29 protein-coding genes and 1 other annotated feature are annotated in these 23778 nt (G+C 42.0%); all 29 genes read left to right on the forward strand.

Features of this window, described 5'->3' with window-relative positions:
• Positions 1-94 precede the first annotated feature (94 nt).
• The 29 genes from rplK to rplF all read left to right on the forward strand — a co-directional run bounded on the left by rplK (position 95) and on the right by rplF (position 23768).
• On the forward strand, positions 95-520 hold the full coding sequence (gene rplK, locus LC040_17275) for a 50S ribosomal protein L11 (protein ID WLR50948.1): 426 nt from the start codon (positions 95-97) through the stop codon (positions 518-520).
• A gap of 192 nt (positions 521-712) precedes the next feature.
• On the forward strand, positions 713-1414 hold the full coding sequence (gene rplA / locus LC040_17280; protein ID WLR50949.1) for a 50S ribosomal protein L1: 702 nt from the start codon (positions 713-715) through the stop codon (positions 1412-1414).
• Between the two features lie 46 nt (positions 1415-1460).
• Positions 1461-1608, forward strand: a sequence feature (ribosomal protein L10 leader region).
• Between the two features lie 40 nt (positions 1609-1648).
• Positions 1649-2149 carry a 50S ribosomal protein L10 gene (gene rplJ, locus LC040_17285; protein WLR50950.1) on the forward strand — a complete coding sequence of 167 codons (501 nt, stop codon included), beginning with the start codon at positions 1649-1651 and terminating at the stop codon, positions 2147-2149.
• A 78-nt stretch (positions 2150-2227) separates the two neighbouring features.
• On the forward strand, positions 2228-2593 hold the full coding sequence (rplL, locus tag LC040_17290) for a 50S ribosomal protein L7/L12 (GenBank protein ID WLR50951.1): 366 nt from the start codon (positions 2228-2230) through the stop codon (positions 2591-2593).
• Between the two features lie 118 nt (positions 2594-2711).
• Positions 2712-3314, forward strand: a complete 603-nt coding sequence (locus LC040_17295) for a class I SAM-dependent methyltransferase (GenBank protein ID WLR50952.1) — start codon at positions 2712-2714, stop codon at positions 3312-3314.
• A 486-nt stretch (positions 3315-3800) separates the two neighbouring features.
• Complete coding sequence (rpoB, locus tag LC040_17300; protein WLR50953.1) at positions 3801-7325, forward strand: DNA-directed RNA polymerase subunit beta; 3525 nt, start codon at positions 3801-3803, stop codon at positions 7323-7325.
• Positions 7326-7361: 36 nt separating this feature from the next.
• Positions 7362-10967: a DNA-directed RNA polymerase subunit beta' gene (gene rpoC / locus LC040_17305; GenBank protein WLR50954.1), complete on the forward strand. Its 3606-nt coding sequence runs from the start codon at positions 7362-7364 to the stop codon at positions 10965-10967.
• Positions 10968-11063: 96 nt separating this feature from the next.
• On the forward strand, positions 11064-11315 hold the full coding sequence (locus LC040_17310) for a 50S ribosomal protein L7ae-like protein (protein WLR50955.1): 252 nt from the start codon (positions 11064-11066) through the stop codon (positions 11313-11315).
• Positions 11316-11425: 110 nt separating this feature from the next.
• A complete protein-coding gene (gene rpsL, locus LC040_17315) occupies positions 11426-11839 on the forward strand; it encodes a 30S ribosomal protein S12 (GenBank protein ID WLR50956.1) in 414 nt (137 codons plus the stop codon).
• A 49-nt stretch (positions 11840-11888) separates the two neighbouring features.
• The gene (rpsG, locus tag LC040_17320) at positions 11889-12359 is read left to right on the forward strand and encodes a 30S ribosomal protein S7 (GenBank protein ID WLR50957.1); all 471 of its coding nucleotides are present in this window, start codon (positions 11889-11891) and stop codon (positions 12357-12359) included.
• 56 nt (positions 12360-12415) lie between these two features.
• On the forward strand, positions 12416-14488 hold the full coding sequence (gene fusA, locus LC040_17325; protein WLR50958.1) for an elongation factor G: 2073 nt from the start codon (positions 12416-12418) through the stop codon (positions 14486-14488).
• A 122-nt stretch (positions 14489-14610) separates the two neighbouring features.
• A complete protein-coding gene (tuf, locus tag LC040_17330; GenBank protein ID WLR50959.1) occupies positions 14611-15801 on the forward strand; it encodes an elongation factor Tu in 1191 nt (396 codons plus the stop codon).
• Between the two features lie 395 nt (positions 15802-16196).
• Positions 16197-16505, forward strand: coding sequence for a 30S ribosomal protein S10 (gene rpsJ / locus LC040_17335; protein WLR50960.1), 309 nt, complete (start codon positions 16197-16199; stop codon positions 16503-16505).
• 30 nt (positions 16506-16535) lie between these two features.
• A complete protein-coding gene (gene rplC / locus LC040_17340; GenBank protein ID WLR50961.1) occupies positions 16536-17162 on the forward strand; it encodes a 50S ribosomal protein L3 in 627 nt (208 codons plus the stop codon).
• Positions 17163-17188: 26 nt separating this feature from the next.
• Positions 17189-17812, forward strand: coding sequence for a 50S ribosomal protein L4 (rplD, locus tag LC040_17345; protein WLR50962.1), 624 nt, complete (start codon positions 17189-17191; stop codon positions 17810-17812).
• Positions 17812-18102, forward strand: coding sequence for a 50S ribosomal protein L23 (rplW, locus tag LC040_17350; protein ID WLR50963.1), 291 nt, complete (start codon positions 17812-17814; stop codon positions 18100-18102). Before rplD ends, rplW begins: the two co-directional genes overlap by 1 nt.
• A gap of 33 nt (positions 18103-18135) precedes the next feature.
• On the forward strand, positions 18136-18966 hold the full coding sequence (gene rplB / locus LC040_17355; protein ID WLR50964.1) for a 50S ribosomal protein L2: 831 nt from the start codon (positions 18136-18138) through the stop codon (positions 18964-18966).
• Positions 18967-19023: 57 nt separating this feature from the next.
• On the forward strand, positions 19024-19302 hold the full coding sequence (rpsS, locus tag LC040_17360) for a 30S ribosomal protein S19 (GenBank protein ID WLR50965.1): 279 nt from the start codon (positions 19024-19026) through the stop codon (positions 19300-19302).
• A gap of 20 nt (positions 19303-19322) precedes the next feature.
• The gene (gene rplV, locus LC040_17365; GenBank protein ID WLR50966.1) at positions 19323-19664 is read left to right on the forward strand and encodes a 50S ribosomal protein L22; all 342 of its coding nucleotides are present in this window, start codon (positions 19323-19325) and stop codon (positions 19662-19664) included.
• A gap of 3 nt (positions 19665-19667) precedes the next feature.
• Positions 19668-20324: a 30S ribosomal protein S3 gene (gene rpsC / locus LC040_17370; GenBank protein WLR50967.1), complete on the forward strand. Its 657-nt coding sequence runs from the start codon at positions 19668-19670 to the stop codon at positions 20322-20324.
• A gap of 2 nt (positions 20325-20326) precedes the next feature.
• Positions 20327-20761: a 50S ribosomal protein L16 gene (gene rplP / locus LC040_17375; protein ID WLR50968.1), complete on the forward strand. Its 435-nt coding sequence runs from the start codon at positions 20327-20329 to the stop codon at positions 20759-20761.
• Positions 20751-20954 carry a 50S ribosomal protein L29 gene (gene rpmC / locus LC040_17380; protein WLR50969.1) on the forward strand — a complete coding sequence of 68 codons (204 nt, stop codon included), beginning with the start codon at positions 20751-20753 and terminating at the stop codon, positions 20952-20954. The genes rplP and rpmC overlap by 11 nt, the downstream gene beginning before the upstream one ends.
• A gap of 18 nt (positions 20955-20972) precedes the next feature.
• Positions 20973-21236 (forward strand): 30S ribosomal protein S17, encoded by a 264-nt coding sequence (rpsQ, locus tag LC040_17385; protein WLR50970.1) that lies wholly within the window; start codon positions 20973-20975, stop codon positions 21234-21236.
• A 42-nt stretch (positions 21237-21278) separates the two neighbouring features.
• Complete coding sequence (gene rplN / locus LC040_17390) at positions 21279-21647, forward strand: 50S ribosomal protein L14 (protein WLR50971.1); 369 nt, start codon at positions 21279-21281, stop codon at positions 21645-21647.
• Positions 21648-21681: 34 nt separating this feature from the next.
• On the forward strand, positions 21682-21993 hold the full coding sequence (rplX, locus tag LC040_17395; protein WLR50972.1) for a 50S ribosomal protein L24: 312 nt from the start codon (positions 21682-21684) through the stop codon (positions 21991-21993).
• 26 nt (positions 21994-22019) lie between these two features.
• Positions 22020-22559, forward strand: coding sequence for a 50S ribosomal protein L5 (gene rplE / locus LC040_17400; GenBank protein WLR50973.1), 540 nt, complete (start codon positions 22020-22022; stop codon positions 22557-22559).
• Positions 22560-22585: 26 nt separating this feature from the next.
• Positions 22586-22771: a type Z 30S ribosomal protein S14 gene (locus tag LC040_17405; protein WLR50974.1), complete on the forward strand. Its 186-nt coding sequence runs from the start codon at positions 22586-22588 to the stop codon at positions 22769-22771.
• 29 nt (positions 22772-22800) lie between these two features.
• Positions 22801-23199, forward strand: a complete 399-nt coding sequence (gene rpsH, locus LC040_17410) for a 30S ribosomal protein S8 (GenBank protein ID WLR50975.1) — start codon at positions 22801-22803, stop codon at positions 23197-23199.
• A 29-nt stretch (positions 23200-23228) separates the two neighbouring features.
• Positions 23229-23768, forward strand: coding sequence for a 50S ribosomal protein L6 (gene rplF / locus LC040_17415; GenBank protein WLR50976.1), 540 nt, complete (start codon positions 23229-23231; stop codon positions 23766-23768).
• Positions 23769-23778: the final 10 nt, after the last annotated feature.

The following is a 23778-nucleotide window of genomic DNA, read 5'->3' on the forward strand; positions in this document are numbered from 1 at the left end:
TTCGTAAAAAGTCTCAAATTAAGAGGCTGATCATAGATAAGAGTGGGAGGGCAAAGCCCTATTACCACATCACGGACTTAAGGAGGTGTGTCTCGTGGCTAAAAAAGTAATCAAGGTTGTAAAACTACAAATTCCTGCTGGTAAAGCCAATCCAGCTCCACCGGTAGGTCCTGCACTTGGTCAAGCTGGTGTTAACATCATGGGATTCTGTAAGGAGTTCAATGCTCGCACAGCTGATGAAGCAGGTATGATTATCCCGGTTGAAATTACGGTATTTGAAGACCGTTCATTTACATTCATCACTAAAACCCCGCCTGCTGCAGTGCTTCTTAAGAAAGAAGCTGGCATCGAGTCAGGTTCTGGTGAGCCTAACCGCAACAAAGTAGCGACTGTTAAACGCGACCAAGTTCGCAAAATCGCTGAAACTAAGATGCCTGACCTTAACGCTGCTGACGTTGAAGCAGCTATGCGTATGGTTGAAGGTACTGCCCGCAGCATGGGTATCATCGTGGAAGACTAATATATTTAAGATATTAGATGAAGCGAATAAGAGGTTGCGAATGAGCTGAATCGCTATTTCGCAACCTTTATATATGAACAGAACATTTTCCCTATAAGTGAGACACCCTAAGAGGTGTTTGCATGTCGCTTTCATTGCGACTTGTACGTGGGAGGTCAATCCGTTAAAACCACAATTGAGGAGGAAATAATAATGGCTAAAAAAGGTAAACGCTTTGCTGAGTTAACAAAATTAGTTGACCGTTCAAAAGCTTATCCAGTAGAAGAAGCAGTAGAGCTTGTTAAGAAGACAGCGACTGCTAAGTTTGATGAATCAGTTGAAACAGCTTTCCGTTTGGGAGTAGACCCTAAGAAAGCAGATCAACAAATCCGCGGTGCGATGGTATTGCCACATGGTACAGGTAAAACACAACGTGTTCTTGTATTCGCTAAAGGTGAAAAAGCAAAAGAAGCAGAAGCTGCTGGCGCTGACTATGTTGGCGATGCAGAGTACATCAACAAAATCAACCAAGGTTGGTTCGACTTTGATGTAGTTGTAGCAACTCCTGACATGATGGCTGAAGTTGGTAAGCTTGGTCGCGTATTAGGTCCAAAAGGTCTAATGCCTAACCCTAAGACTGGAACAGTTACGTTCGAAGTCGAAAAAGCAATCAACGACATCAAAGCTGGTAAAGTTGAATACCGTGTAGACAAAGCTGGTAACATCCATGTTCCAATCGGTAAAGTTTCTTTCGATAACGAAAAGCTTGCTGAGAACTTCAAAGCGATTGTTGAGACAATCCAAAAAGCAAAACCAGCTGCTTCAAAAGGTACTTACATGCGTAACGTATCAATCGCATCTACAATGGGCCCTGGTATCAAAGTTGATGTTTCTTCTGTAGTTTCTGCAAACTAACGTTGACTTTACTATAAATTATAAGTATAATAAGAGTCGTTGTGTGAAAACGAATAGCTTTATACCGTAGACAGCAGGTGCAACTTTGCTTAATTTCCTGCCGAGGTGTATATCATAGAACGTTAGCTTGTTAAGCTGATGTGTCCTTGATGCCTCCATGTCTACGAAAACATGGAGGCTTTTTATATACACACTGAAACGGTATCGTAATTTTTAAAACCAGGAGGTGTAAGGATGAGCAGCATTATCGAACAAAAGAAAACTCTAGTTGGCGAAATCGCTGAAAAACTTCGTGATAGCAAAACAACTATCTTTGTAGACTACCGTGGCCTAGACGTTGCAGAAGTTACTGAACTTCGTAAGCAACTTCGTGAAGCTGGCGTTGAGTTCAAAGTATACAAGAACACAATGCTTCGCCGCGCTGCAGATGAAGTTGAACTATCAGACTTGAATGGGCACCTTGTCGGTCCTACAGCTGTTGCATTTGGCACAGAGGATGTTGTAGCACCTGCAAAAGTGTTAAACAACTTCGCAAAAGACCATGAGGCACTTGAATTCAAGGTTGGTGTTATGGAAGGTAAAATCATGTCTGTAGAAGAGGTTAAAGCTCTTGCAGAACTTCCATCACGCGAAGGTCTACTTTCTATGTTGCTTAGCGTGCTTCAAGCACCTATGCGTAACTTTGCCCTTGCTACAAAAGCAGTGGCAGACCAAAAAGAAGAACAAGGCGCATAAGCGTATACTTCTTCAAACAATCGAAAACATTGCTTTCGGATAAATACTAAACACCATTTTATTAAGGAGGATTTTAAAATGTCAAAAGAGCAAATCATTGAAGCGATTAAAGAAATGTCAGTTTTAGATCTTAACGATCTTGTAAAAGCAATCGAGGAAGAATTCGGCGTAACTGCTGCTGCTCCAGTAGCGGTTGCAGGTGGCGCTGCAGGCGGAGAAGCTGCTGCAGAGCAAACTGAATTCGACGTTGTTCTTGAAAATGCAGGAAGCTCAAAAATCAAAGTTATCAAAGTTGTTCGTGAAATCACAGGCCTTGGTCTTAAAGAAGCGAAAGAACTTGTTGATAACGCTCCAAAAGCAATCAAAGAAGGCGTTGCTAAAGAAGAAGCTGAAGAGCTTAAAGGCAAGCTAGAAGAAGTTGGAGCTTCTGTAGAAGTTAAGTAATTGTTGTTGGTATAGAAAAAAGCTCGCTGAATCAGCGGGCTTTTTCTTTACTTGTTGTTTTTATGAAAGAATCAATTTCAGCTACACCACTACTCATAGTTACCAGAAGGTGAATTGAATGACGGAACACTATTTTTCTAATCGTCCCTCATCTGCTCGTGAGCCATTCTCTTTTTCCTATCAACTAAGAGGTTTCACGTTTACCTTCCATTCTGATCGAGGAGTTTTTTCTAAGCAAGAAGTGGATTTCGGATCGCGTTTATTAATTGAGTTGTTCGAGGAGCCGAGCATTTCAGGTGAATTGTTGGATATCGGTTGCGGGTATGGACCTGTAGGTTTAGCATTAGCCAAATCGTTTCCAGCGAGAAATATTGTTATGAGTGATATTAATGAACGTGCGATTGAGTTAGCGAAGCAAAATGCTGAAGAGAATCAAGTAAGTAATGTGGAAGTGTTTCCGAGCGATGTCTTTTCAGAAATGCAAGGCAGAAAATTCGCAGCCATTCTAACGAATCCTCCTATTCGTGCTGGGAAACAAGTTGTTCATCAAATATTTGAAGAGGCATTTGGATATTTAGAAGAACAAGGTGAACTCTGGGTTGTTATTCAGAAGAAACAAGGAGCACCATCGGCCCTTGAAAAGTTAGAGAAGATTTATTCAGAAGTGGAAGTCCTCAAAAAGAAAAAAGGCTACTATATTATTCGTGCAATAAAATCTTGATCTGAATTTTTATATATGGTAATATTATAAAATGCCAATGAAGCAATGCTTCTTAAGTTATATTTTTAATGTATAAAATATAACGGAATTGGGTATCATGGTAAAATCACCAAAAATATCTATTTATGAGGCGTTATTTGCCTTTAGCAACAAGTTTTTTTAATTTAGAAACATCATATTTTTGCCCGTTAACTACATTGAATAATAGCCCGAAAATGAGTGTCTAAAACAAAACTCATTGCGACGTTATTTTTGCTACAACCCTATTATACCTTTTTATAAGAAATTAATGAAGGATGTCTTCAAAACTTACCAATTATTTTGAGACAATGATAGGTGGTTGTACAAGAGTGTCAAAGGGAAAGAGTGTAATAGCAAACTCTATAATTTGTTCATCATGTCAACGGGCTGTAATCTTGGGAAAGTGCCCTTTCTGGTAAATTGGGTTTTTCCCTTTAATAATGCTTTACTTGAGGGGTGAATCAGTTGACAGGTCAACTAGTTCAGTACGGACGCCACCGCCAACGTAGAAGTTATGCACGAATCAGTGAAGTATTGGAACTTCCAAATCTAATTGAAATTCAAACTGCATCTTATCAATGGTTTCTTGATGAGGGTTTACGGGAAATGTTTCAGGATATTTCTCCGGTTGAGGACTTTACAGGCAACCTCTCATTAGAGTTTATCGATTACAGCTTGGGAGAGCCAAAGTACTCAGTGGCGGAGGCGAAACAACGCGACGTAACTTACTCTGCACCATTGCGTGTCAAGGTGCGGTTGATCAATAAAGAGACAGGCGAAGTGAAGGAACAGGAAGTATTCATGGGTGACTTCCCACTGATGACTGAAACAGGTACGTTCATTATTAATGGTGCAGAGCGTGTAATTGTTTCGCAGCTTGTTCGTTCACCGAGCGTCTATTACAGCAGTAAGGTCGATAAAAACGGTAAAAAAGGTTTTACAGCTACCGTTATTCCAAACCGTGGTGCGTGGCTTGAATACGAAACAGATGCCAAAGATGTTGTATATGTCCGCATTGATCGTACTCGGAAATTGCCGATTACGGTACTTTTGCGTGCACTTGGGTTTGGGTCTGATCAAGAAATCATCGATCTAATTGGCGAGAATGAATACTTAAAGAACACACTAGAAAAAGACAACACAGAGAACTCTGACAAAGCACTTCTTGAAATCTACGAGCGTCTACGTCCAGGGGAACCTCCTACAGTGGACAACGCAAAAAGTTTGCTTGAATCACGCTTCTTTGACCCGAAGCGCTATGATTTAGCAAATGTTGGACGTTATAAGATTAATAAGAAGCTTCATATTAAGAATCGCTTATTTAACCAACGTCTTGCTGAGTCATTAGTTGATCCTGAAACAGGTGAGATTATTGCTGAAGCAGGTACATTGCTTGAGCGTCGAGCATTAGATCGAATTCTTGAACACCTGGAAAACGGGGTAGGTTTCCGTCGTGTCGCTCCACATGGTGGTGTTGTGGAAGAGGAAATCGACATTCAATCGATCAAAACGTATGCTCCAAACGACCAAGAAGGCGAGCAAACAATCAATATTATCGGTAACGGTAATATCGAAAAAGGTATTAAAAACATTACGCCAGCTGATATTATTTCATCAATTAGTTATTTCTTTAACTTATTGCATGGAGTAGGCGGAACAGATGATATTGACCATCTTGGTAACCGTCGCTTACGTTCAGTAGGGGAGTTGCTTCAAAACCAATTCCGCATCGGGTTATCTCGTATGGAACGTGTTATCCGTGAGCGTATGTCAATTCAAGATACCAATGCAATTACGCCGCAAGCGCTTATCAACATTCGTCCAGTAATTGCTTCAATTAAAGAGTTCTTCGGAAGCTCTCAGTTGTCTCAGTTCATGGACCAAACGAATCCACTTGCGGAATTAACACATAAACGTCGTTTATCAGCACTAGGACCTGGTGGTTTAACTCGTGAGCGTGCAGGCTTCGAAGTTCGTGACGTTCACTATTCTCACTACGGTCGTATGTGCCCGATTGAAACACCTGAGGGTCCAAACATTGGGTTGATTAACTCACTTTCATCTTATGCGAAAGTAAACAAATTTGGTTTTATTGAAACACCATATCGTAGAGTTGACCCTGAAACAGGTAAAGTTACAGCTCAAATCGATTACTTAACAGCAGATGAAGAAGACCATTATGTAGTAGCCCAAGCGAATGCGCGCTTAGGTGAGGATGGTTCATTTATCGACGAAGAAGTCGTTGCTCGTTTCCGTGGTGAAAACACACTTGTAAAACGAGAAAACCTTGATTACATGGACGTATCGCCAAAGCAGGTTGTTTCTGCAGCGACTGCGTGTATTCCTTTCTTGGAAAACGATGACTCCAACCGTGCATTGATGGGTGCGAACATGCAGCGTCAAGCTGTTCCACTTATGCGTCCGGAAGCGCCAATCGTTGGTACAGGTATGGAATATGTATCAGGTAAAGACTCTGGTGCTGCTGTTATTTGTAAGCATGAAGGTATCGTTGAGCGCGTTGAAGCTCGTAACGTATATGTTCGTGAAATCAAAGAGATTGATGGACAGGAAGTACGTGGTGACCTTCACAAGTATGAATTACAAAAATACATCCGTTCGAACCAAGGTACATGCTATAACCAACGCCCAATCGTAAGCACAGGAAACCGTGTAACAAAAGGAGAAATCCTTGCAGATGGTCCTTCAATGGAGGACGGGGAATTAGCACTTGGACGTAACGTACTTGTAGGTTTCATGACATGGGATGGCTACAACTACGAGGATGCAATCATCATGAGTGAACGTCTTGTGAAAGATGATGTGTATACATCTATTCATATTGAAGAATATGAATCTGAAGCTCGTGATACAAAGCTTGGACCAGAAGAAATTACACGTGATATTCCAAACGTTGGTGAGGATGCATTACGCAACCTAGATGAACGTGGAATTATCCGTGTTGGTGCAGAAGTTTCTGATGGTGATTTGCTTGTTGGTAAAGTAACGCCAAAAGGTGTAACAGAACTAACAGCAGAAGAGCGTTTACTACATGCAATCTTCGGTGAAAAAGCTCGTGAAGTGCGTGATACTTCTCTACGTGTACCACACGGTGGTGGCGGTATTGTACTTGATGTTAAGATTTTCAACCGCGAAGATGGCGATGAATTACCACCAGGTGTGAACCAGCTTGTCCGTGTTTATATCGTTCAGAAGCGTAAGATTTCTGAAGGGGATAAAATGGCCGGACGACATGGTAACAAAGGTGTTATCTCACGTATTCTTCCAGAAGAAGATATGCCTTATCTTCCAGACGGTACGCCAATCGACATCATGTTGAACCCACTTGGGGTACCATCACGTATGAACATCGGTCAGGTACTTGAGCTTCATCTTGGTATGGCTGCTCGTCAACTAGGAATTCATGTTGCTTCACCAGTATTTGATGGTGCGCGTGAAGAAGATGTTTGGGAAACATTAGAAGAAGCTGGCATGTCACGTGACGCGAAGACGGTCCTTTACAATGGCCGTACTGGAGAGCCATTTGATAACCGTGTATCTGTCGGTGTCATGTACATGATTAAACTTGCACACATGGTAGATGATAAACTTCATGCTCGTTCAACAGGTCCTTACTCACTTGTTACGCAACAGCCGCTCGGTGGTAAAGCACAGTTCGGTGGACAGCGTTTTGGTGAGATGGAGGTATGGGCACTTGAAGCATATGGTGCAGCATATACATTGCAGGAAATTCTCACTGTTAAGTCTGACGACGTCGTCGGCCGCGTGAAAACATATGAATCAATTGTAAAAGGCGAAAACGTCCCAGAGCCAGGCGTTCCTGAGTCCTTCAAAGTATTAATTAAAGAACTTCAGAGTCTTGGTATGGATGTTAAGATGCTTTCTAGCGATGAAGAAGAAATTGAAATGCGTGAACTAGATGAAGACGACCAACAGTCAGCGGATAAGTTGAATTTGACAAATCAGCAATAAGGGTAAAACCTGGAGACTAAAAGGGAGGTAGGCCCCTTGCTAGATGTAAATAACTTCGAATATATGAAAATCGGTCTTGCTTCACCGGACAAAATCCGGTCATGGTCCTATGGCGAAGTGAAAAAACCTGAAACGATCAACTATCGTACGCTGAAACCAGAAAAAGATGGTTTGTTCTGTGAACGGATTTTCGGTCCTACAAAAGACTGGGAATGTCACTGCGGTAAGTACAAACGTGTCCGTTATAAAGGTGTTGTTTGTGACCGTTGTGGCGTAGAAGTAACGAAATCAAAAGTACGTCGAGACCGTATGGGGCACATTGAGCTTGCTGCCCCTGTGTCTCATATCTGGTATTTCAAAGGTATTCCAAGCCGTATGGGTCTTGCGTTAGACATGTCCCCGCGTGCATTGGAAGAAGTTATCTACTTTGCTTCATATGTAGTAACTGAACCTGGAGATACGCCGCTTGAGAAGAAGCAATTGTTGTCTGAAAAAGAATTTCGCACATACCGTGATAAATATGGTCAAACATTCCAAGCTCAAATGGGTGCAGAAGCTATTCGTAAGCTTCTAAAGGATACAGACCTTGATAAAGAAGTAGACATGCTTAAAGAAGAACTGAAAACAGCACAAGGGCAACGTCGTACTCGTGCGATTAAACGTTTGGAAGTTCTTGAAGCATTCCGTAACTCAGGAAATGATCCATCATGGATGATCCTTGATGTACTTCCGGTTATTCCACCAGAATTACGTCCAATGGTTCAGTTAGATGGTGGCCGTTTTGCAACTTCTGACTTGAATGATTTATACCGTCGTGTTATTAACCGTAACAACCGTTTGAAGCGTTTATTAGACTTGGGAGCGCCAAGCATTATCGTTCAAAACGAAAAGCGTATGCTCCAAGAAGCTGTAGATGCATTAATTGATAACGGTCGTCGCGGTCGTCCGGTAACTGGTCCTGGTAATAGACCTCTTAAATCACTATCTCACATGCTAAAAGGTAAGCAAGGGCGCTTCCGTCAGAACTTACTTGGTAAGCGTGTTGACTATTCAGGACGTTCGGTAATCGTAGTAGGCCCTAACTTGAAGATGTACCAATGTGGTCTTCCGAAAGAAATGGCGCTTGAACTATTCAAGCCATTCGTAATGAAAGAACTTGTTGAAAGAGGGCAAGCACATAACATTAAGAGTGCGAAACGAAAAATCGAGCGCATCCATCCAGAAGTTTGGGATGTTCTTGAAGAAGTAATCAAGGAACACCCGGTTCTTCTTAACCGTGCACCAACGTTGCACCGTCTTGGTATTCAAGCATTTGAACCTACACTAGTAGAAGGCCGCGCAATCCGTCTTCACCCACTAGTTTGTACGGCATATAATGCGGACTTTGATGGAGACCAAATGGCGGTTCACGTGCCACTTTCAGCAGAAGCTCAAGCAGAAGCGCGTCTTCTTATGCTTGCAGCTCAAAACATCTTGAACCCGAAAGATGGTAAGCCAGTTGTTACGCCATCACAGGATATGGTGTTAGGTAACTACTATTTGACACTTGAACGTAAAGATGCAGTTGGCGAAGGTATGATTTTCAAAGATATTAATGAAGCTTTACTTGCTTATCAAAACGGTTATGCTCACTTGCATACACGTGTTGCAGTTGATGCTGGCTCCCTTAATAATCCAACATTTACGGATGAACAGAACAAGCAGCTGCTGTTAACAACAGTGGGTAAACTTATCTTTAACGAAATCTTGCCGTCTTCATTCCCATACATTAATGAACCGACAAGAGAAAACTTAGAACAAAGCACGCCATCTAAATACTTTGTTGCTAGAGATGTTAACGTTAAAGAAGAGTTCAAAAACCGCGAAGAAGTGAAGCCATTTAAGAAAGGTATCTTAGGAGACATCATTGCAGAGGTCTTTAAACGCTTCAAAATCATTGAAACATCTAAGATGCTTGACCGTATGAAAGATCTTGGCTTTAAGTATTCTACGAAAGCAGGTATCACAATTGGTGTATCTGACATCGTAGTACTAGGTGAAAAACAAGAGATCCTTGATGAAGCTGAGACAAAAGTAACGAGAGTAATGAAACAATTTAAGCGTGGTCTTATTACGGAAGATGAGCGTTATAATCGCGTTATTTCTATCTGGACAGACGCAAAAGACGTTATCCAAGGTAAGCTAATGAAATCCTTGGATAAAACGAACCCGATCTTTATGATGAGTGACTCTGGTGCCCGTGGTAACGCATCAAACTTTACACAGCTTGCAGGTATGCGTGGTTTGATGGCCAATCCATCTGGTCGAATCATTGAGTTACCAATCAAATCAAGTTTCCGAGAAGGCTTAACTGTGTTGGAATACTTTATTTCTACACATGGTGCACGTAAAGGTCTTGCCGATACTGCACTTAAGACAGCTGACTCTGGTTATCTTACTCGTCGTCTTGTTGACGTTGCCCAAGATGTTATTGTCCGTGAAGAAGATTGCGGAACAGACCGTGGCTTACCTGTTAAATCTCTTAAAGATGGTACAGAAGTCATCGAAAGTCTACTGGAACGTCTATTAGGTCGCTATTCATTCGAAACAGTTCGTCATCCTGAAACGAATGAAATTTTAATAAAACGAAATGACCTTATCACTGAAGAAATAGCTGAACAAATTGTTGAGGCTGGCATCGAGGAAATGGTCATCCGCTCTGCATTTAGTTGTGACACTCGTCACGGCGTATGTAAAAAGTGTTACGGCCGTAACCTAGCTACTGGTTCAGAAGTAGAGGTAGGAGAAGCTGTCGGTATTATCGCAGCACAATCCATCGGGGAACCAGGTACACAGTTAACAATGCGTACATTCCATACCGGCGGGGTTGCTGGTGACGATATTACGCAAGGTTTACCGCGTATCCAAGAGCTATTCGAGGCTCGTAACCCGAAAGGTCAGGCTGTTATCAGTGAAATTGACGGTGAAGTAACGGCTGTTAGTGAAGTGAAAGAAAAACAAGAAATCATCGTAAAAGGTGAAGTTGAATCACGCACATACACTGCGCCATACGGTTCCCGTGTTAAAGTTGCGGAAGGTGAACAAGTTGAAGCAGGACAAGAGCTTACAGAAGGTTCAGTTGATCCGAAAGAACTAATTAAAGTTCAAGGTATCGACGGCGTTCAAAGATACTTGCTTCGTGAGGTTCAAAAAGTATACCGTATGCAAGGTGTAGAAATTGGTGATAAGCACGTTGAAGTAATGGTTCGCCAAATGCTTCGTAAGATTCGCGTTGTGGATGCAGGTGATACGGAAGTATTACCAGGCTCACTTCTTGAAATTCATCAATTTAAAGAAGCAAATCGAGAAGTATTGGCTAAAGGTGGCCAACCAGCAAGTGGACGTCCAGTGTTGTTAGGTATTACAAAAGCATCTCTTGAAACAGACTCCTTCTTGTCTGCTGCATCCTTCCAAGAAACAACTCGTGTCCTTACTGATTCTGCAATCAAAGGAAAACGCGATGAATTGCTTGGATTGAAAGAGAATGTTATCATTGGTAAGCTTGTTCCTGCTGGTACAGGGATGAACCGTTATCGTAAGATTGATGTTGTAAAACAGCATGAAGAAGAGACAATTTCTTCTGATGAAATTACTGTAGAATAACAAAAAAATCTTACGAAATGAAGTTGACATTGCTGTTTTAAGAGTGTTATTATATTCAAGGTGCTTCAAAACCTGGTGCTTTGGAGGATGTACTGAATGTCTTATGAAAAAGTATCACAGGCAAACAGCCAGTTGATTATTGGTACGAAGCAAACATTGAAAGCTTTACGCAACAATGAAGTATCTGAAGTCATCATCGCCGAAGATGCCGATCGGCATGTGACAGATAAAGTGAAAACTGCAGCAGATGAAAAGGAAGTACCGGTTATTATCGTCAAATCTATGAAGAAGCTTGGAAAAGCCTGTGGGATTGACGTCGGTGCGGCAGCAGTTGCAATAAAAGAGTAGATACGTTTTTGTAAGGCGGAACTCCGCCTTACAAAAACTTTGTTTTTACTCTATTATGAACCACCTGGATGTGTGGGCTTAAATATAAAAGATGAAGGGAGGACAATTTAATGCCTACTATTAATCAGCTTGTACGCAAAGGTCGTACTAGCAAGTCAAAGAAATCTGACTCACCAGCCCTAAATAAAGGGTACAACAGCATGAAGAAGGTTCAAACAAACCTTTCTTCTCCACAAAAACGTGGTGTATGTACACGTGTAGGTACTATGACGCCAAAGAAGCCGAACTCAGCGCTTCGTAAATATGCTCGTGTACGTTTGACTAACAGTATCGAGGTAACTGCTTACATCCCTGGTATCGGACACAACCTACAAGAACATAGCGTTGTACTTATCCGTGGCGGACGTGTAAAGGACTTACCGGGTGTACGTTATCATATCGTTCGTGGTGCGCTTGACACTGCAGGCGTAGAAGGTCGTATGCAAGGCCGTTCTAAATATGGTACAAAACGACCTAAAAAATAATGCGGCATAATTTTATATTAATTAATGAGATTTGAGAGGAGGGAATTTTATGCCACGTAAAGGACCAGTCGCACGCAGAGATGTTCTGCCTGACCCGATTTACAATTCAAAACTTATCACTCGCTTAATCAATCAGGTTATGATTGATGGTAAGAGAGGTACAGCACAAACTATTCTTTACAATGCATTTAACCTAGTGCAAGAACGTACTGGAAATGAACCGATGGAAGTGTTCGAACAAGCTATGAAGAACATTATGCCACTACTTGAGGTACGCGCACGTCGTGTTGGTGGTGCAAACTACCAAGTACCGGTAGAAGTTCGTCCAGAACGTCGTACAACACTTGGTCTTCGTTGGTTAGTTCAATATTCACGTTCTCGCGGAGAGAAAACGATGGAAGAGCGTCTTGCTAACGAAATCATGGATGCTGCTAACAATACAGGCGCAGCTGTTAAGAAACGCGAAGATACTCATAAGATGGCTGAAGCAAACAAAGCATTTGCTCACTATCGTTGGTAATCTTAGATTAGAAATAAAAACACGAATTCATTTTCACAGAGGAAGGAGAAAGACGAATGCCTAGAGAGTTCTCCTTAGAAAAGACTCGTAACATTGGTATCATGGCACACATTGATGCTGGAAAAACAACGTGTACTGAGCGTATTCTTTTCTACACAGGACGTATCCACAAAATTGGTGAAACACATGAAGGTGCATCTCAAATGGACTGGATGGAGCAGGAACAAGAGCGCGGAATCACAATCACTTCCGCTGCAACAACTGCTCAATGGAAAGATCACCGAGTTAACATTATCGATACTCCTGGACACGTAGACTTCACAGTTGAAGTTGAACGTTCATTGCGTGTATTAGATGGTGCGGTAGCAGTACTTGACGCTCAGTCAGGTGTTGAGCCACAGACTGAAACAGTATGGCGCCAAGCAACAACATACGGGGTACCACGTATTGTGTTCGTTAACAAAATGGACAAAATCGGTGCTGACTTCTTGTACTCAGTAGGTACAATGAAAGACCGCCTAGGTGCAAATGCACATCCTGTTCAACTTCCGATTGGTGCGGAAGATGAATTTGAAGGCATCATTGACTTAGTAGAAATGAAAGCATTCTACTATGAAGATGACCTAGGAACTCGCGCGAAAGCTGTTGAAATTCCTGAAGAACACAAAGAGCTAGCTGATGAGTACCGTTCAAGCCTAATTGAAGCAGTAGCTGAGCTTGACGAAGAACTTATGATGCGCTATTTAGAAGGAGAAGAGCTTACGAACGAAGAGCTTAAAGCTGCAATTCGTAAAGCTACTCTTACAGTAGACTTCTATCCAGTACTTTGTGGTTCTGCATTCAAAAACAAAGGTGTTCAGCTTCTAATTGATGCTGTTATCGAATATCTTCCTGCTCCAACTGACGTACCTCCAATTGAAGGTATCGTTCCTGGAACAGACGAAGAAGTCATTCGTAAATCTAGCGATGAGGAGCCATTCTCAGCGTTAGCATTTAAAGTTATGACTGACCCTTATGTTGGTAAACTTACATTCTTCCGCGTATACTCTGGTACAATTGATGCTGGTTCATACGTGAAGAACTCTACGAAAGATAAGCGTGAGCGTATGGGACGTATCCTACAAATGCACGCTAACTCTCGTGAAGAGATTGCGACAGTTTATGCAGGTGACATCGCTGCTGGTGTTGGTTTGAAGGATACTTCTACAGGGGACACTCTTTGTGATGAAAAGAATCTTGTAATTCTTGAGTCAATGGAATTCCCTGAGCCAGTAATCTCAGTAGCAATTGAGCCGAAGTCGAAAGCAGACCAAGACAAGATGTCAGTTGCACTTGCTAAGCTTGCTGAAGAGGATCCAACATTTAGAACTGAAACAAACGTTGAGACTGGCCAAACAATTATTTCTGGTATGGGTGAGCTTCACCTTGACATCATTGTTGACCGTCTAAGACGTGAATTTAAAGTAGAAGCTAACGTAGGTGCTCCTCAAGTTGCTTATCGTGAAACTTTCCGTAAAGGTGCACAAGTTGAAGGTAAGTTCGTACGCCAATCCGGTGGTCGTGGTCAGTACGGTCACGTTTGGATTCGTTTCGAGCCTAACGAAGAGGGCGCAGGCTTTGAATTTAAAAATGAAATCGTCGGTGGTGTAGTACCTCGTGAATACATCCCATCTGTACAAGCAGGTCTTGAAGATGCGATGCAAACAGGTCCACTAGCAGGCTATCCGCTAATCGACGTAAAAGCTGCACTTTATGATGGTTCTTACCATGATGTCGACTCAAATGAGATGGCATTTAAAGTAGCTGCTTCTCTTGCACTTAAAAACGCAAAAACAAAATGTGATCCTGTAATTCTTGAACCTATGATGAAGGTTGAAGTTGTTATCCCTGAAGAATACATGGGTGACATTATGGGTGATATCACATCTCGTCGTGGCCGTGTAGAAGGTATGGAAGCTCGCGGTAACGCACAAGTAGTTCGTGGATTCGTACCTCTTGCTGAAATGTTTGGTTATGCAACAGCGTTGCGTTCAAACACTCAAGGCCGTGGTACTTATACAATGCACTTCGACCATTATGAAGAACTACCAAAGAGCTTAATGGAAGATGTTATTGCTAAAAATAGCTAATAATAATTCGAGTGAATTATTGTTCCAATAAGCAATTTATTGTAAGCTAAGGAAGTGGGGAAAACCCTGCTTCCTGACTATAAAAAACAAATTACTTTATGATATTTAAGGAGGAAATACACATGGCTAAAGAAAAATTTGATCGTTCCAAAACCCATGCGAATATCGGTACAATTGGACACGTTGACCATGGTAAAACAACTCTAACTGCTGCAATCACTACAGTGCTACATAAGCGCTCTGGTTCAGGTACTGCGATGGCTTATGACCAAATCGACGGTGCTCCAGAAGAGCGTGAGCGTGGAATCACAATCTCAACTGCACACGTTGAGTATGAAACTGAATCTCGTCACTATGCACACGTTGACTGCCCAGGCCATGCTGACTATGTTAAAAACATGATCACTGGTGCTGCACAAATGGACGGTGCTATCCTAGTAGTATCTGCTGCTGATGGTCCAATGCCACAAACTCGTGAGCACATTCTACTTTCTCGTCAAGTAGGTGTACCTTACATCGTAGTATTCCTAAACAAATGTGACATGGTAGACGACGAAGAACTTCTTGAACTAGTAGAAATGGAAGTTCGCGACCTTCTTTCTGAGTATGACTTCCCTGGTGATGATGTACCAGTAATCAAAGGTTCAGCTCTTAAAGCACTTGAAGGTGACGATGATTACGAAGCAAAAATTTATGAGCTTATGGACGCTGTAGATGAGTACATCCCAACTCCAGAGCGTGACAAAGATAAGCCATTCATGATGCCTGTTGAGGACGTATTCTCAATCACTGGTCGTGGTACAGTTGCTACTGGTCGTGTTGAGCGTGGCGTACTTAACGTTGGTGACGAAATTGAAATCGTTGGTCTTGCTGAAGAAGCTAAGAAAACAACTGTTACTGGTGTAGAAATGTTCCGTAAGCTTCTTGACTATGCAGAAGCTGGTGACAACATCGGTGCACTTCTTCGTGGTGTATCTCGTGATGATATCAACCGTGGTCAAGTACTTGCTAAGCCAGGTACAATCACTCCACACCAAAACTTCAAAGCTGAAGTTTATGTTCTTTCAAAAGAAGAAGGTGGACGTCATACTCCATTCTTCTCAAACTATCGCCCTCAGTTCTACTTCCGTACAACTGACGTAACTGGTGTAATCAACCTTCCTGAAGGTGTAGAAATGGTTATGCCTGGCGATAACGTTGAAATGACTGTAGAACTTATTTCTCCAATCGCGATTGAAGAAGGTACTAAATTCTCAATCCGTGAAGGTGGACGTACAGTAGGCGCTGGCGTTGTAGCTACAATCACTGATTAATCTTTGATTATTCTTTATAAAAGAGAGGGCAGCCATATAGGCTGTCCTTTTTTTATTACCTACATTTTGTTTTGAACAGCTGGCTTTTCTTATTAATATGAAGAAAAGAGAATTTACATGAGAGTAAAAGTCAGAAAAGTTTGCCTTTTTAAGAATACTTGCATCAATTTGTTCACGTATGTATAATGAAAAAAGTGTGCAAGTGACGCACTTTTAATATATTTTTATTTTTACTTGCATTGTTCTATTAGATTTAATATAATAGACAATGTTGGTCATTAAAGGCGATGAAGTGGAAGGTTGCTGACACACCCGGCCCCTTTGCCATGGCGAGTGTGTGGGAAATTTCTACGGAGTATGTCTGTTTAGAAAATGGACAAAAAGGAGGGAAAGTAATGGCAAAAGAGAAAATTCGTATTCGTTTGAAGGCTTATGATCATCGAATTCTTGATCAATCTGCTGAGAAGATTGTTGAAACTGCAAAGCGTTCTGGTGCAAACGTATCGGGTCCAATCCCGTTGCCGACTGAACGTTCTGTGTACACAATCCTTCGTGCGGTGCACAAATATAAGGATTCTCGTGAGCAGTTTGAAATGCGTACACATAAACGCTTAATCGATATCGTCAATCCTACTCCTCAGACAGTTGATTCACTAATGCGTTTAGATCTTCCGTCTGGTGTAGATATTGAAATCAAGCTTTAATAAGAACCCTGAAACTAGGAGGTGTAAGTTATGAGCAAAGGAATCTTAGGAAAAAAGATCGGAATGACTCAAGTATTCGCAGAAAACGGCGATTTAATCCCAGTTACTGTGATTGAAGCAGGTCCGAACGTTGTTCTTCAAAAGAAAACAATGGAATCTGACGGCTACGAAGCGATTCAACTTGGTTTTGCAGATAAAAAAGAATCTCGCATGAACAAGCCGGAGAAAGGTCACGCAGCTAAAGCGGATACTACTCCTAAGCGCTTCATCCGTGAACTTCGCGGCGTATCTGCCGATTACGAAGTAGGTCAAGAATTGAAAGCTGATGTATTCGCTGAAGGAGACATCATCGACGTAACAGGTACTGGTAAAGGTAAAGGTTTTGCTGGTGCTATCAAGCGTCACAATCAATCTCGCGGCCCTATGAGTCACGGTTCTCGTTATCACCGTCGTCCAGGTTCAATGGGTGCAGTTGATCCAATGCACGTATTTAAAGGTAAAAAGCTTCCAGGTCGCATGGGTGGCAACACAGTAACAATCCAAAACCTTGAGGTTGTTAAAGTTGACACAGAGCGTAACCTTCTTCTTGTAAAAGGTAACGTCCCTGGTGCGAAGAAAAGCTTTGTGCAAATTACAAGTGCGGTTAAAGGTAACTAACCACAATAAGAAAGGAGGAAAACGTGATGCCTAAAGTAGCACTTTATAATAAAAGCGGCTCACAAGTTGGCGACATCGAGTTAAACGATGCTGTATTTGGTATTGAACCAAACAAACATGTACTTTATGAAGCTGTTATCATGCAACGTGCTTCTGAACGTCAAGGTACTCATGACGTAAAGAACCGTTCTGAAGTACGTGGTGGTGGTCGTAAGCCATGGCGTCAAAAGGGAACAGGTCGTGCCCGTCAAGGCTCAATCCGTTCACCTCAATGGGTAGGCGGTGGAACTGTATTCGGTCCTACTCCACGTAGCTATAGCTATAAATTACCGAAGAAAGTACGTCGTTTAGCTGTTCGTTCAGCACTTTCTTCAAAAGTATTAGATGAAAACCTTCTAGTTCTTGAAGAGCTAGCATTTGCTGCTCCAAAGACTAAAGAAATGGCTGGTGTGCTAAGTGCACTTTCAGCTGAAAAGAAAACTCTTATCGTAACAGCTAACAAAGAGGACAATGTATTCCTTTCTGCACGTAACATCCCTAACGTGAAAGTTGTTACAACTGAAGGAGTTAATGTTTACGACGTTTTAAATCATGATAAACTGATCATGACAAAAGAAGCGGCGGAAAAAGCAGGGGAGGTGCTTGCATAATGAAGGATCCTCGTGATATTATTAAGCGCCCTGTAATTACTGAACGTTCTACAGACTTAATGACTGAAAAGAAATATACGTTCGAAGTTGATGTAAGAGCTAATAAAACCGAAGTGAAAGATGCAATCGAAAGCATTTTCGGTGTTAACGTTGAAAAAGTTAACGTGATGAACTATAAAGGTAAGTTCAAGCGCATGGGTCGTTACGGCGGGTATACTGCTAAACGTAAAAAAGCGGTTGTAAAACTTACTGAAGACAGTAAAGAATTAGAATTCTTCGAGGGAGTTTAATTCCTACTTTTATAGTGAAGGAGGGAAACCACAATGGCATTGAAAAAGTATAAACCGACCACTAATGGTCGTCGTGGCATGTCTGTATCAGATTTCGCTGAAATCACTACAGACCAACCGGAAAAATCATTGCTTGCACCACTTCATAAGAAGGGTGGACGTAACAACCAAGGTAAATTGACTGTACGTCACCAAGGTGGTGGACACAAGCGTAAATATCGTATCATCGATTTCAAACGTGATAAAGATGGAATACCAGGACGCGTTGCTACTATCGAGTATGATCCAAACCGTACTGCAAACATCGCACTTATCAACTACGTTGATGGTGAAAAGCGCTACATCCTAGCTCCAAAAGGTCTTGAAGTTGGTATGGAAATCGTCTCTGGTTCTGAAGCGGATATCAAAATTGGTAACGCTCTTCAACTTAAAGACATTCCAGTGGGTACAGTTATCCACAATATCGAACTTAAGCCAGGACGCGGTGGACAATTAGCACGCTCAGCTGGTGCAAGTGCACAAGTTCTAGGTAAAGAAGGTAAATACGTACTTGTACGTTTAACTTCTGGTGAAGTTCGCCTTATCCTTGCAACTTGCCGCGCTACAATCGGTCAAGTAGGTAACCTTGAGCAGGAACTAATTAACATTGGTAAAGCAGGTCGTTCTCGCTGGTTAGGCAAGCGCCCTACAGTTCGTGGTTCTGTAATGAACCCTAACGATCACCCTCACGGTGGTGGTGAAGGTCGTGCACCAATCGGACGTAAATCACCAATGTCTCCTTGGGGCAAACCTACACTTGGCTTCAAAACGCGCAAACGCAACAAAGCATCTGATAAATATATTGTACGTCGTCGTAAAAAATAACGGGGTTGAAGTGCGGTTCATTCGAACCGTACGACAATCACGAAGGGAGGTTAACTCATGGGTCGCAGTTTGAAAAAAGGACCTTTCGTGGATGATCATTTAATGAACAAGGTCGAAAAACTTAACGAAGAGGATGGCAAACAAGTAATCAAAACTTGGTCTCGCCGTTCAACAATCTTCCCTGAGTTCATCGGTCACACAATCGCTGTTTACGATGGTCGCAAGCATGTGCCAGTGTACGTAACAGAAGACATGGTAGGACACAAACTAGGTGAATTTGCTCCTACACGTACATTTAAAGGCCATATTGGTGACGATAAGAAAACAAGACGTTAAGGATGAGAGGAGGTACCCCGATGCAAGCTAAAGCAATCGCAAAAACTGTTCGCATTGCTCCTCGTAAAGCTCGTTTGGTTATTGATCTAATTCGAGGAAAGCAAGTAGGTGAAGCAATCGCAATTCTTCGCCACACGCCAAAAGCAGCTTCTCCAGTTGTTGAAAAACTATTGAAGTCTGCTATTGCTAACGCTGAACATAACTATGAAATGGACGCTGACAGCTTATTGGTTACAGAAGCATACGTAAACGAAGGACCAACGTTGAAACGTTTCCGTCCTCGCGCTATGGGACGTGCTAGCCAAATCAACAAGCGTACTAGCCACATTACAGTGGTTCTAACAGAGAAGAAGGAGGGATAATCAGTGGGTCAAAAAGTTAATCCGGTCGGTCTGCGTGTCGGTGTAATTCGCGACTGGGAGTCTAAGTGGTATGCTGGTAAAGACTATGCAGATCTTTTACACGAAGATATCAAAATTCGCGAATACCTTTCAAAACGTCTTCAAGACGCATCTGTTTCAAAGATTGAAATCGAACGCGCTGCAAACCGCGTAAATATTGCTATCCACACTGCGAAGCCTGGTATGGTAATCGGTAAAGGCGGTTCTGAAGTTGAAGCACTTCGTAAAGCTCTTAACGAACTTACAGGCAAACGTGTTCATATCAACATTTTAGAAGTTAAACGAGCTGACCTTGATGCAGTTCTTGTAGCTGAAAATATCGCTCGTCAATTAGAAAATCGTATCTCATTCCGTCGTGCACAGAAACAAGCAATTCAACGTGCTATGCGTGCAGGAGCGAAAGGTGTACGTACAATGGTTTCTGGTCGTCTTGGCGGTGCAGATATCGCTCGTTCAGAACATTACAGTGAAGGTACTGTTCCACTTCATACACTTCGTGCTGACATCGATTATGGTACAGCTGAAGCAGACACAACTTACGGTAAGTTGGGCGTAAAAGTATGGATCTATCGTGGAGAAGTCCTTCCAACGAAAAAGAGAGCTGAGGAAGGAGGAAATTAATCATGTTGATGCCTAAACGTGTAAAATACCGCAGACAACATCGTACTAGCCTTAGCGGTAAAGCAAAAGGCGGTACTAAAGTTTCTTTCGGTGAGTACGGTCTTCAAGCTCTTGAAGGTGCTTGGATTACAAACCGTCAAATCGAAGCTGCTCGTATTGCGATGACTCGTTACATGAAACGTGGCGGTAAAGTTTGGATTAAAATCTTCCCTGACAAACCATATACTGCGAAACCACTTGAAGTACGTATGGGTTCCGGTAAAGGTGCGCCAGAAGGTTGGCATGCGGTAGTAAAACAAGGAAAAATCATGTTTGAAATCTCAGGTGTATCTGAAGAGGTAGCAAGAGAAGCGTTACGCCTTGCATCTCACAAGCTGCCAATCAAAACTAAATTCGTAAAACGCGAAGAAATTGGTGGTGAGACTGATGAAAGCTAATGAAATCCGTGAACTAACCACTGCCGAAATTGAACAAAAAGTAAAGTCTCTTAAAGAAGAGCTTTTCAACTTGCGCTTCCAATTGGCTACAGGTCAACTTGAAAACACCGCTCGTGTACGTGAAGTACGTAAGGGTATTGCTCGCTTCAAGACAATTATTCGTGAGCGCGAACTTGGTGTTAACAATAGATAATGAGAGGAGGTTTGCATAATGACTGAACGCAACCAACGCAAGGTTTATACAGGTCGCGTTGTTTCTGACGGTATGGATAAGACAGTTACTGTACTTGTTGAAACATACAAGATGCATTCACTATACGGCAAGCGCGTTAAATATTCTAAGAAATTTAAAGCGCATGACGAAAATAATCAAGCTAAAATGGGCGATATCGTGAAAATCATGGAAACTCGTCCTCTATCAAAAACAAAACGCTTCCGCCTTGTAGAAATCGTAGAAGAATCTGTCATTATCTAACGATTCAGAGACTCGGCTCTTACCGAAGGGAGGTAACAGAACATGATCCAACAAGAATCTCGTTTAAAAGTAGCAGACAATTCTGGTGCTCGTGAAATTCTTACAATTAAAGTTCTAGGCGGTTCTGGACGTAAAACTGCTAACATCGGCGACGTAATCGTGGCAACTGTCAAGCAAGCAACACCAGGAGGCGTTGTTAAAAAAGGCGACGTTGTAAAAGCTGTTATCGTACGTTCTAAAAGTGGTGTTCGCCGCACTGACGGTTCTTACATTCGTTTCGATGAAAACGCAGCTGTAATCATCCGTGATGATAAAGGCCCGCGTGGAACTCGTATTTTTGGACCGGTAGCGCGTGAACTTCGTGAAAGAGATTTCATGAAAATCGTATCACTTGCTCCAGAAGTACTTTAATTGAATATGAGCCTTGTAAGGAGGTGCGCAGACGATGCATGTTAAAAAAGGTGATAAAGTACAAGTAATCTCAGGCAAAGATAAAGGCAAACAAGGCGTTATCCTTGAAGCCTACCCTAAAAAAGCTCGCGTGCTTGTAGAGGGCGTTAACGTTGTGAAAAAGCACGCGAAACCTTCCCAAGCTAATCCGCAAGGCGGAATCTTAAGTCAAGAGGCGCCAATTCACGTTTCAAACGTTATGCCACTTGACCCTAAAACAAACGAACCTACACGTGTGGGTTACAATGTTGTTGACGGTAAAAAAGTGCGTATCGCTAAAAAATCTGGCGAACCTTTAGATAAATAATGTCACGCTGAAAGGAGGTCTACGCTATGAACCGATTAAAAGAGAAGTACCAATCAGAAGTTGTTCCATCACTTGTGGAAAAGTTCAACTACAGTTCAGTAATGCAAGCACCTAAACTTGAAAAGATCGTTATCAACATGGGTGTAGGTGACGCTGTTCAAAACGCAAAGGCTCTTGATACTGCTGTTGAGGAGCTTACACAAATTGCTGGTCAAAAGCCAGTTGTAACTCGTGCTAAAAAATCAATCGCTGGTTTCCGTCTTCGTGAAGGAATGCCTATCGGCGCAAAAGTAACACTTCGCGGCGAGCGTATGTATGATTTCTTAGACAAACTTATTTCAGTTTCACTTCCGCGTGTACGTGACTTCCGCGGTGTATCTAAGAAAGCATTCGACGGTCGTGGAAACTACACACTTGGTGTGAAAGAACAATTGATTTTCCCTGAAATCGAATATGATAAAGTAAATAAAGTTCGTGGTATGGATATCGTTATCGTAACGACTGCGAATTCAGATGAGGAAGCTAGTGAGCTATTAACTCAATTCGGCATGCCATTTAAAAAATAACCCTTAAACAAAAAGGAGGGAAAAACGTGGCAAAGAAATCTATGATTGCAAAGCAAAAACGAACTCCAAAGTATAAAGTACGTGACTACACTCGTTGTGAGCGCTGCGGCCGTCCACACTCAGTGTTACGTAAATTTAAACTTTGCCGTATTTGCTTCCGTGAACTTGCTTATAAAGGTCAAATTCCTGGCGTCAAAAAAGCTAGCTGGTAAACCCGAAATTGGGAAGGAGGTAAACAATTATGGTAATGACAGATCCAGTTGCAGATATGCTAACTCGCATCCGTAATGCGAACTTAGTCCGTCACGACAGACTAGAAATCCCTGCATCAAACATCAAAAAAGAAATCGCTGAAATTCTTAAGCGTGAAGGTTTTGTCCGTGACGTTGAAGTCATTGATGACAACAAACAAGGTATCATCCGCATCTTCCTTAAATACGGTGCAAATAACGAACGTGTAATCACTGGTCTTAAGCGTATCAGTAAGCCGGGGCTTCGCGTTTACGCAAAAGCTAACGAAGTACCTCGCGTACTTAACGGATTAGGTGTTGCAATCGTATCAACATCTAACGGCGTTTTAACTGATAAAGAAGCTCGTCAAAAACAAGTTGGCGGCGAAGTACTAGCTTACGTTTGGTAATTCATATATAGACGATTGGAGGTGTCATTATGTCACGTGTCGGTAAGAAATTATTAGAAATCCCTGAAGGCGTAACAATTAACATCACTGATGATAACACTGTTACTGTTAAAGGTCCTAAAGGTGAATTGACTCGTCAATTCCACGCAGACATGACTATTAAAATCGAAGATAACGTTCTTACAGTTGAACGTCCTTCTGACAATAAAGAACATCGTGCACTTCATGGAACGACTCGCAGCCTAATTGGAAACATGGTTGAAGGCGTAACAAAAGGTTATGAAAGAGCACTAGAAATCATTGGTGTAGGTTACCGTGCTCAAAAGTCTGGTAACAAGCTTATCCTTAACGCTGGTTACTCTCATCCAGTTGAAATCGTACCTGAAGACGGAGTGGAAGTAGAAGTTCCTGCTAACACAAAAGTTATTGTTAAAGGTATCGACAAAGAGCGCGTAGGTGCATTAGCTGCAAACATTCGTGCTGTACGTCCACCTGAACCATACAAAGGTAAAGGTATTCGTTACGAAGGCGAATATGTACGTCGTAAAGAAGGTAAAACTGCGAAGTAATACCGTGTAG

The organism is Bacillus tianshenii, from assembly GCA_020524525.2.
Lineage (GTDB): Bacteria > Bacillota > Bacilli > Bacillales > Bacillaceae_N > Bacillus_AV.

Bases quoted from the DNA above. Each gene is read 5' to 3' on its own strand.
- rplA (WLR50949.1), top strand. From the start codon at position 713: ATGGCTAAAAAAGGTAAACGCTTTGCTGAGTTAACAAAATTAGTTGAC.
- rplJ (WLR50950.1), top strand. From the start codon at position 1,649: ATGAGCAGCATTATCGAACAAAAGAAAACTCTAGTTGGCGAAATCGCT.
- rplL (WLR50951.1), top strand. From the start codon at position 2,228: ATGTCAAAAGAGCAAATCATTGAAGCGATTAAAGAAATGTCAGTTTTA.
- LC040_17295 (WLR50952.1), top strand. From the start codon at position 2,712: ATGACGGAACACTATTTTTCTAATCGTCCCTCATCTGCTCGTGAGCCA.
- LC040_17310 (WLR50955.1), top strand. From the start codon at position 11,064: ATGTCTTATGAAAAAGTATCACAGGCAAACAGCCAGTTGATTATTGGT.
- rpsL (WLR50956.1), top strand. From the start codon at position 11,426: ATGCCTACTATTAATCAGCTTGTACGCAAAGGTCGTACTAGCAAGTCA.
- rpsG (WLR50957.1), top strand. From the start codon at position 11,889: ATGCCACGTAAAGGACCAGTCGCACGCAGAGATGTTCTGCCTGACCCG.
- fusA (WLR50958.1), top strand. From the start codon at position 12,416: ATGCCTAGAGAGTTCTCCTTAGAAAAGACTCGTAACATTGGTATCATG.
- tuf (WLR50959.1), top strand. From the start codon at position 14,611: ATGGCTAAAGAAAAATTTGATCGTTCCAAAACCCATGCGAATATCGGT.
- rpsJ (WLR50960.1), top strand. From the start codon at position 16,197: ATGGCAAAAGAGAAAATTCGTATTCGTTTGAAGGCTTATGATCATCGA.
- rplC (WLR50961.1), top strand. From the start codon at position 16,536: ATGAGCAAAGGAATCTTAGGAAAAAAGATCGGAATGACTCAAGTATTC.
- rplD (WLR50962.1), top strand. From the start codon at position 17,189: ATGCCTAAAGTAGCACTTTATAATAAAAGCGGCTCACAAGTTGGCGAC.
- rplW (WLR50963.1), top strand. From the start codon at position 17,812: ATGAAGGATCCTCGTGATATTATTAAGCGCCCTGTAATTACTGAACGT.
- rplB (WLR50964.1), top strand. From the start codon at position 18,136: ATGGCATTGAAAAAGTATAAACCGACCACTAATGGTCGTCGTGGCATG.
- rpsS (WLR50965.1), top strand. From the start codon at position 19,024: ATGGGTCGCAGTTTGAAAAAAGGACCTTTCGTGGATGATCATTTAATG.
- rplV (WLR50966.1), top strand. From the start codon at position 19,323: ATGCAAGCTAAAGCAATCGCAAAAACTGTTCGCATTGCTCCTCGTAAA.
- rplP (WLR50968.1), top strand. From the start codon at position 20,327: ATGTTGATGCCTAAACGTGTAAAATACCGCAGACAACATCGTACTAGC.
- rpmC (WLR50969.1), top strand. From the start codon at position 20,751: ATGAAAGCTAATGAAATCCGTGAACTAACCACTGCCGAAATTGAACAA.
- rpsQ (WLR50970.1), top strand. From the start codon at position 20,973: ATGACTGAACGCAACCAACGCAAGGTTTATACAGGTCGCGTTGTTTCT.
- rplN (WLR50971.1), top strand. From the start codon at position 21,279: ATGATCCAACAAGAATCTCGTTTAAAAGTAGCAGACAATTCTGGTGCT.
- rplX (WLR50972.1), top strand. From the start codon at position 21,682: ATGCATGTTAAAAAAGGTGATAAAGTACAAGTAATCTCAGGCAAAGAT.
- rplE (WLR50973.1), top strand. From the start codon at position 22,020: ATGAACCGATTAAAAGAGAAGTACCAATCAGAAGTTGTTCCATCACTT.
- rpsH (WLR50975.1), top strand. From the start codon at position 22,801: ATGGTAATGACAGATCCAGTTGCAGATATGCTAACTCGCATCCGTAAT.
- rplF (WLR50976.1), top strand. From the start codon at position 23,229: ATGTCACGTGTCGGTAAGAAATTATTAGAAATCCCTGAAGGCGTAACA.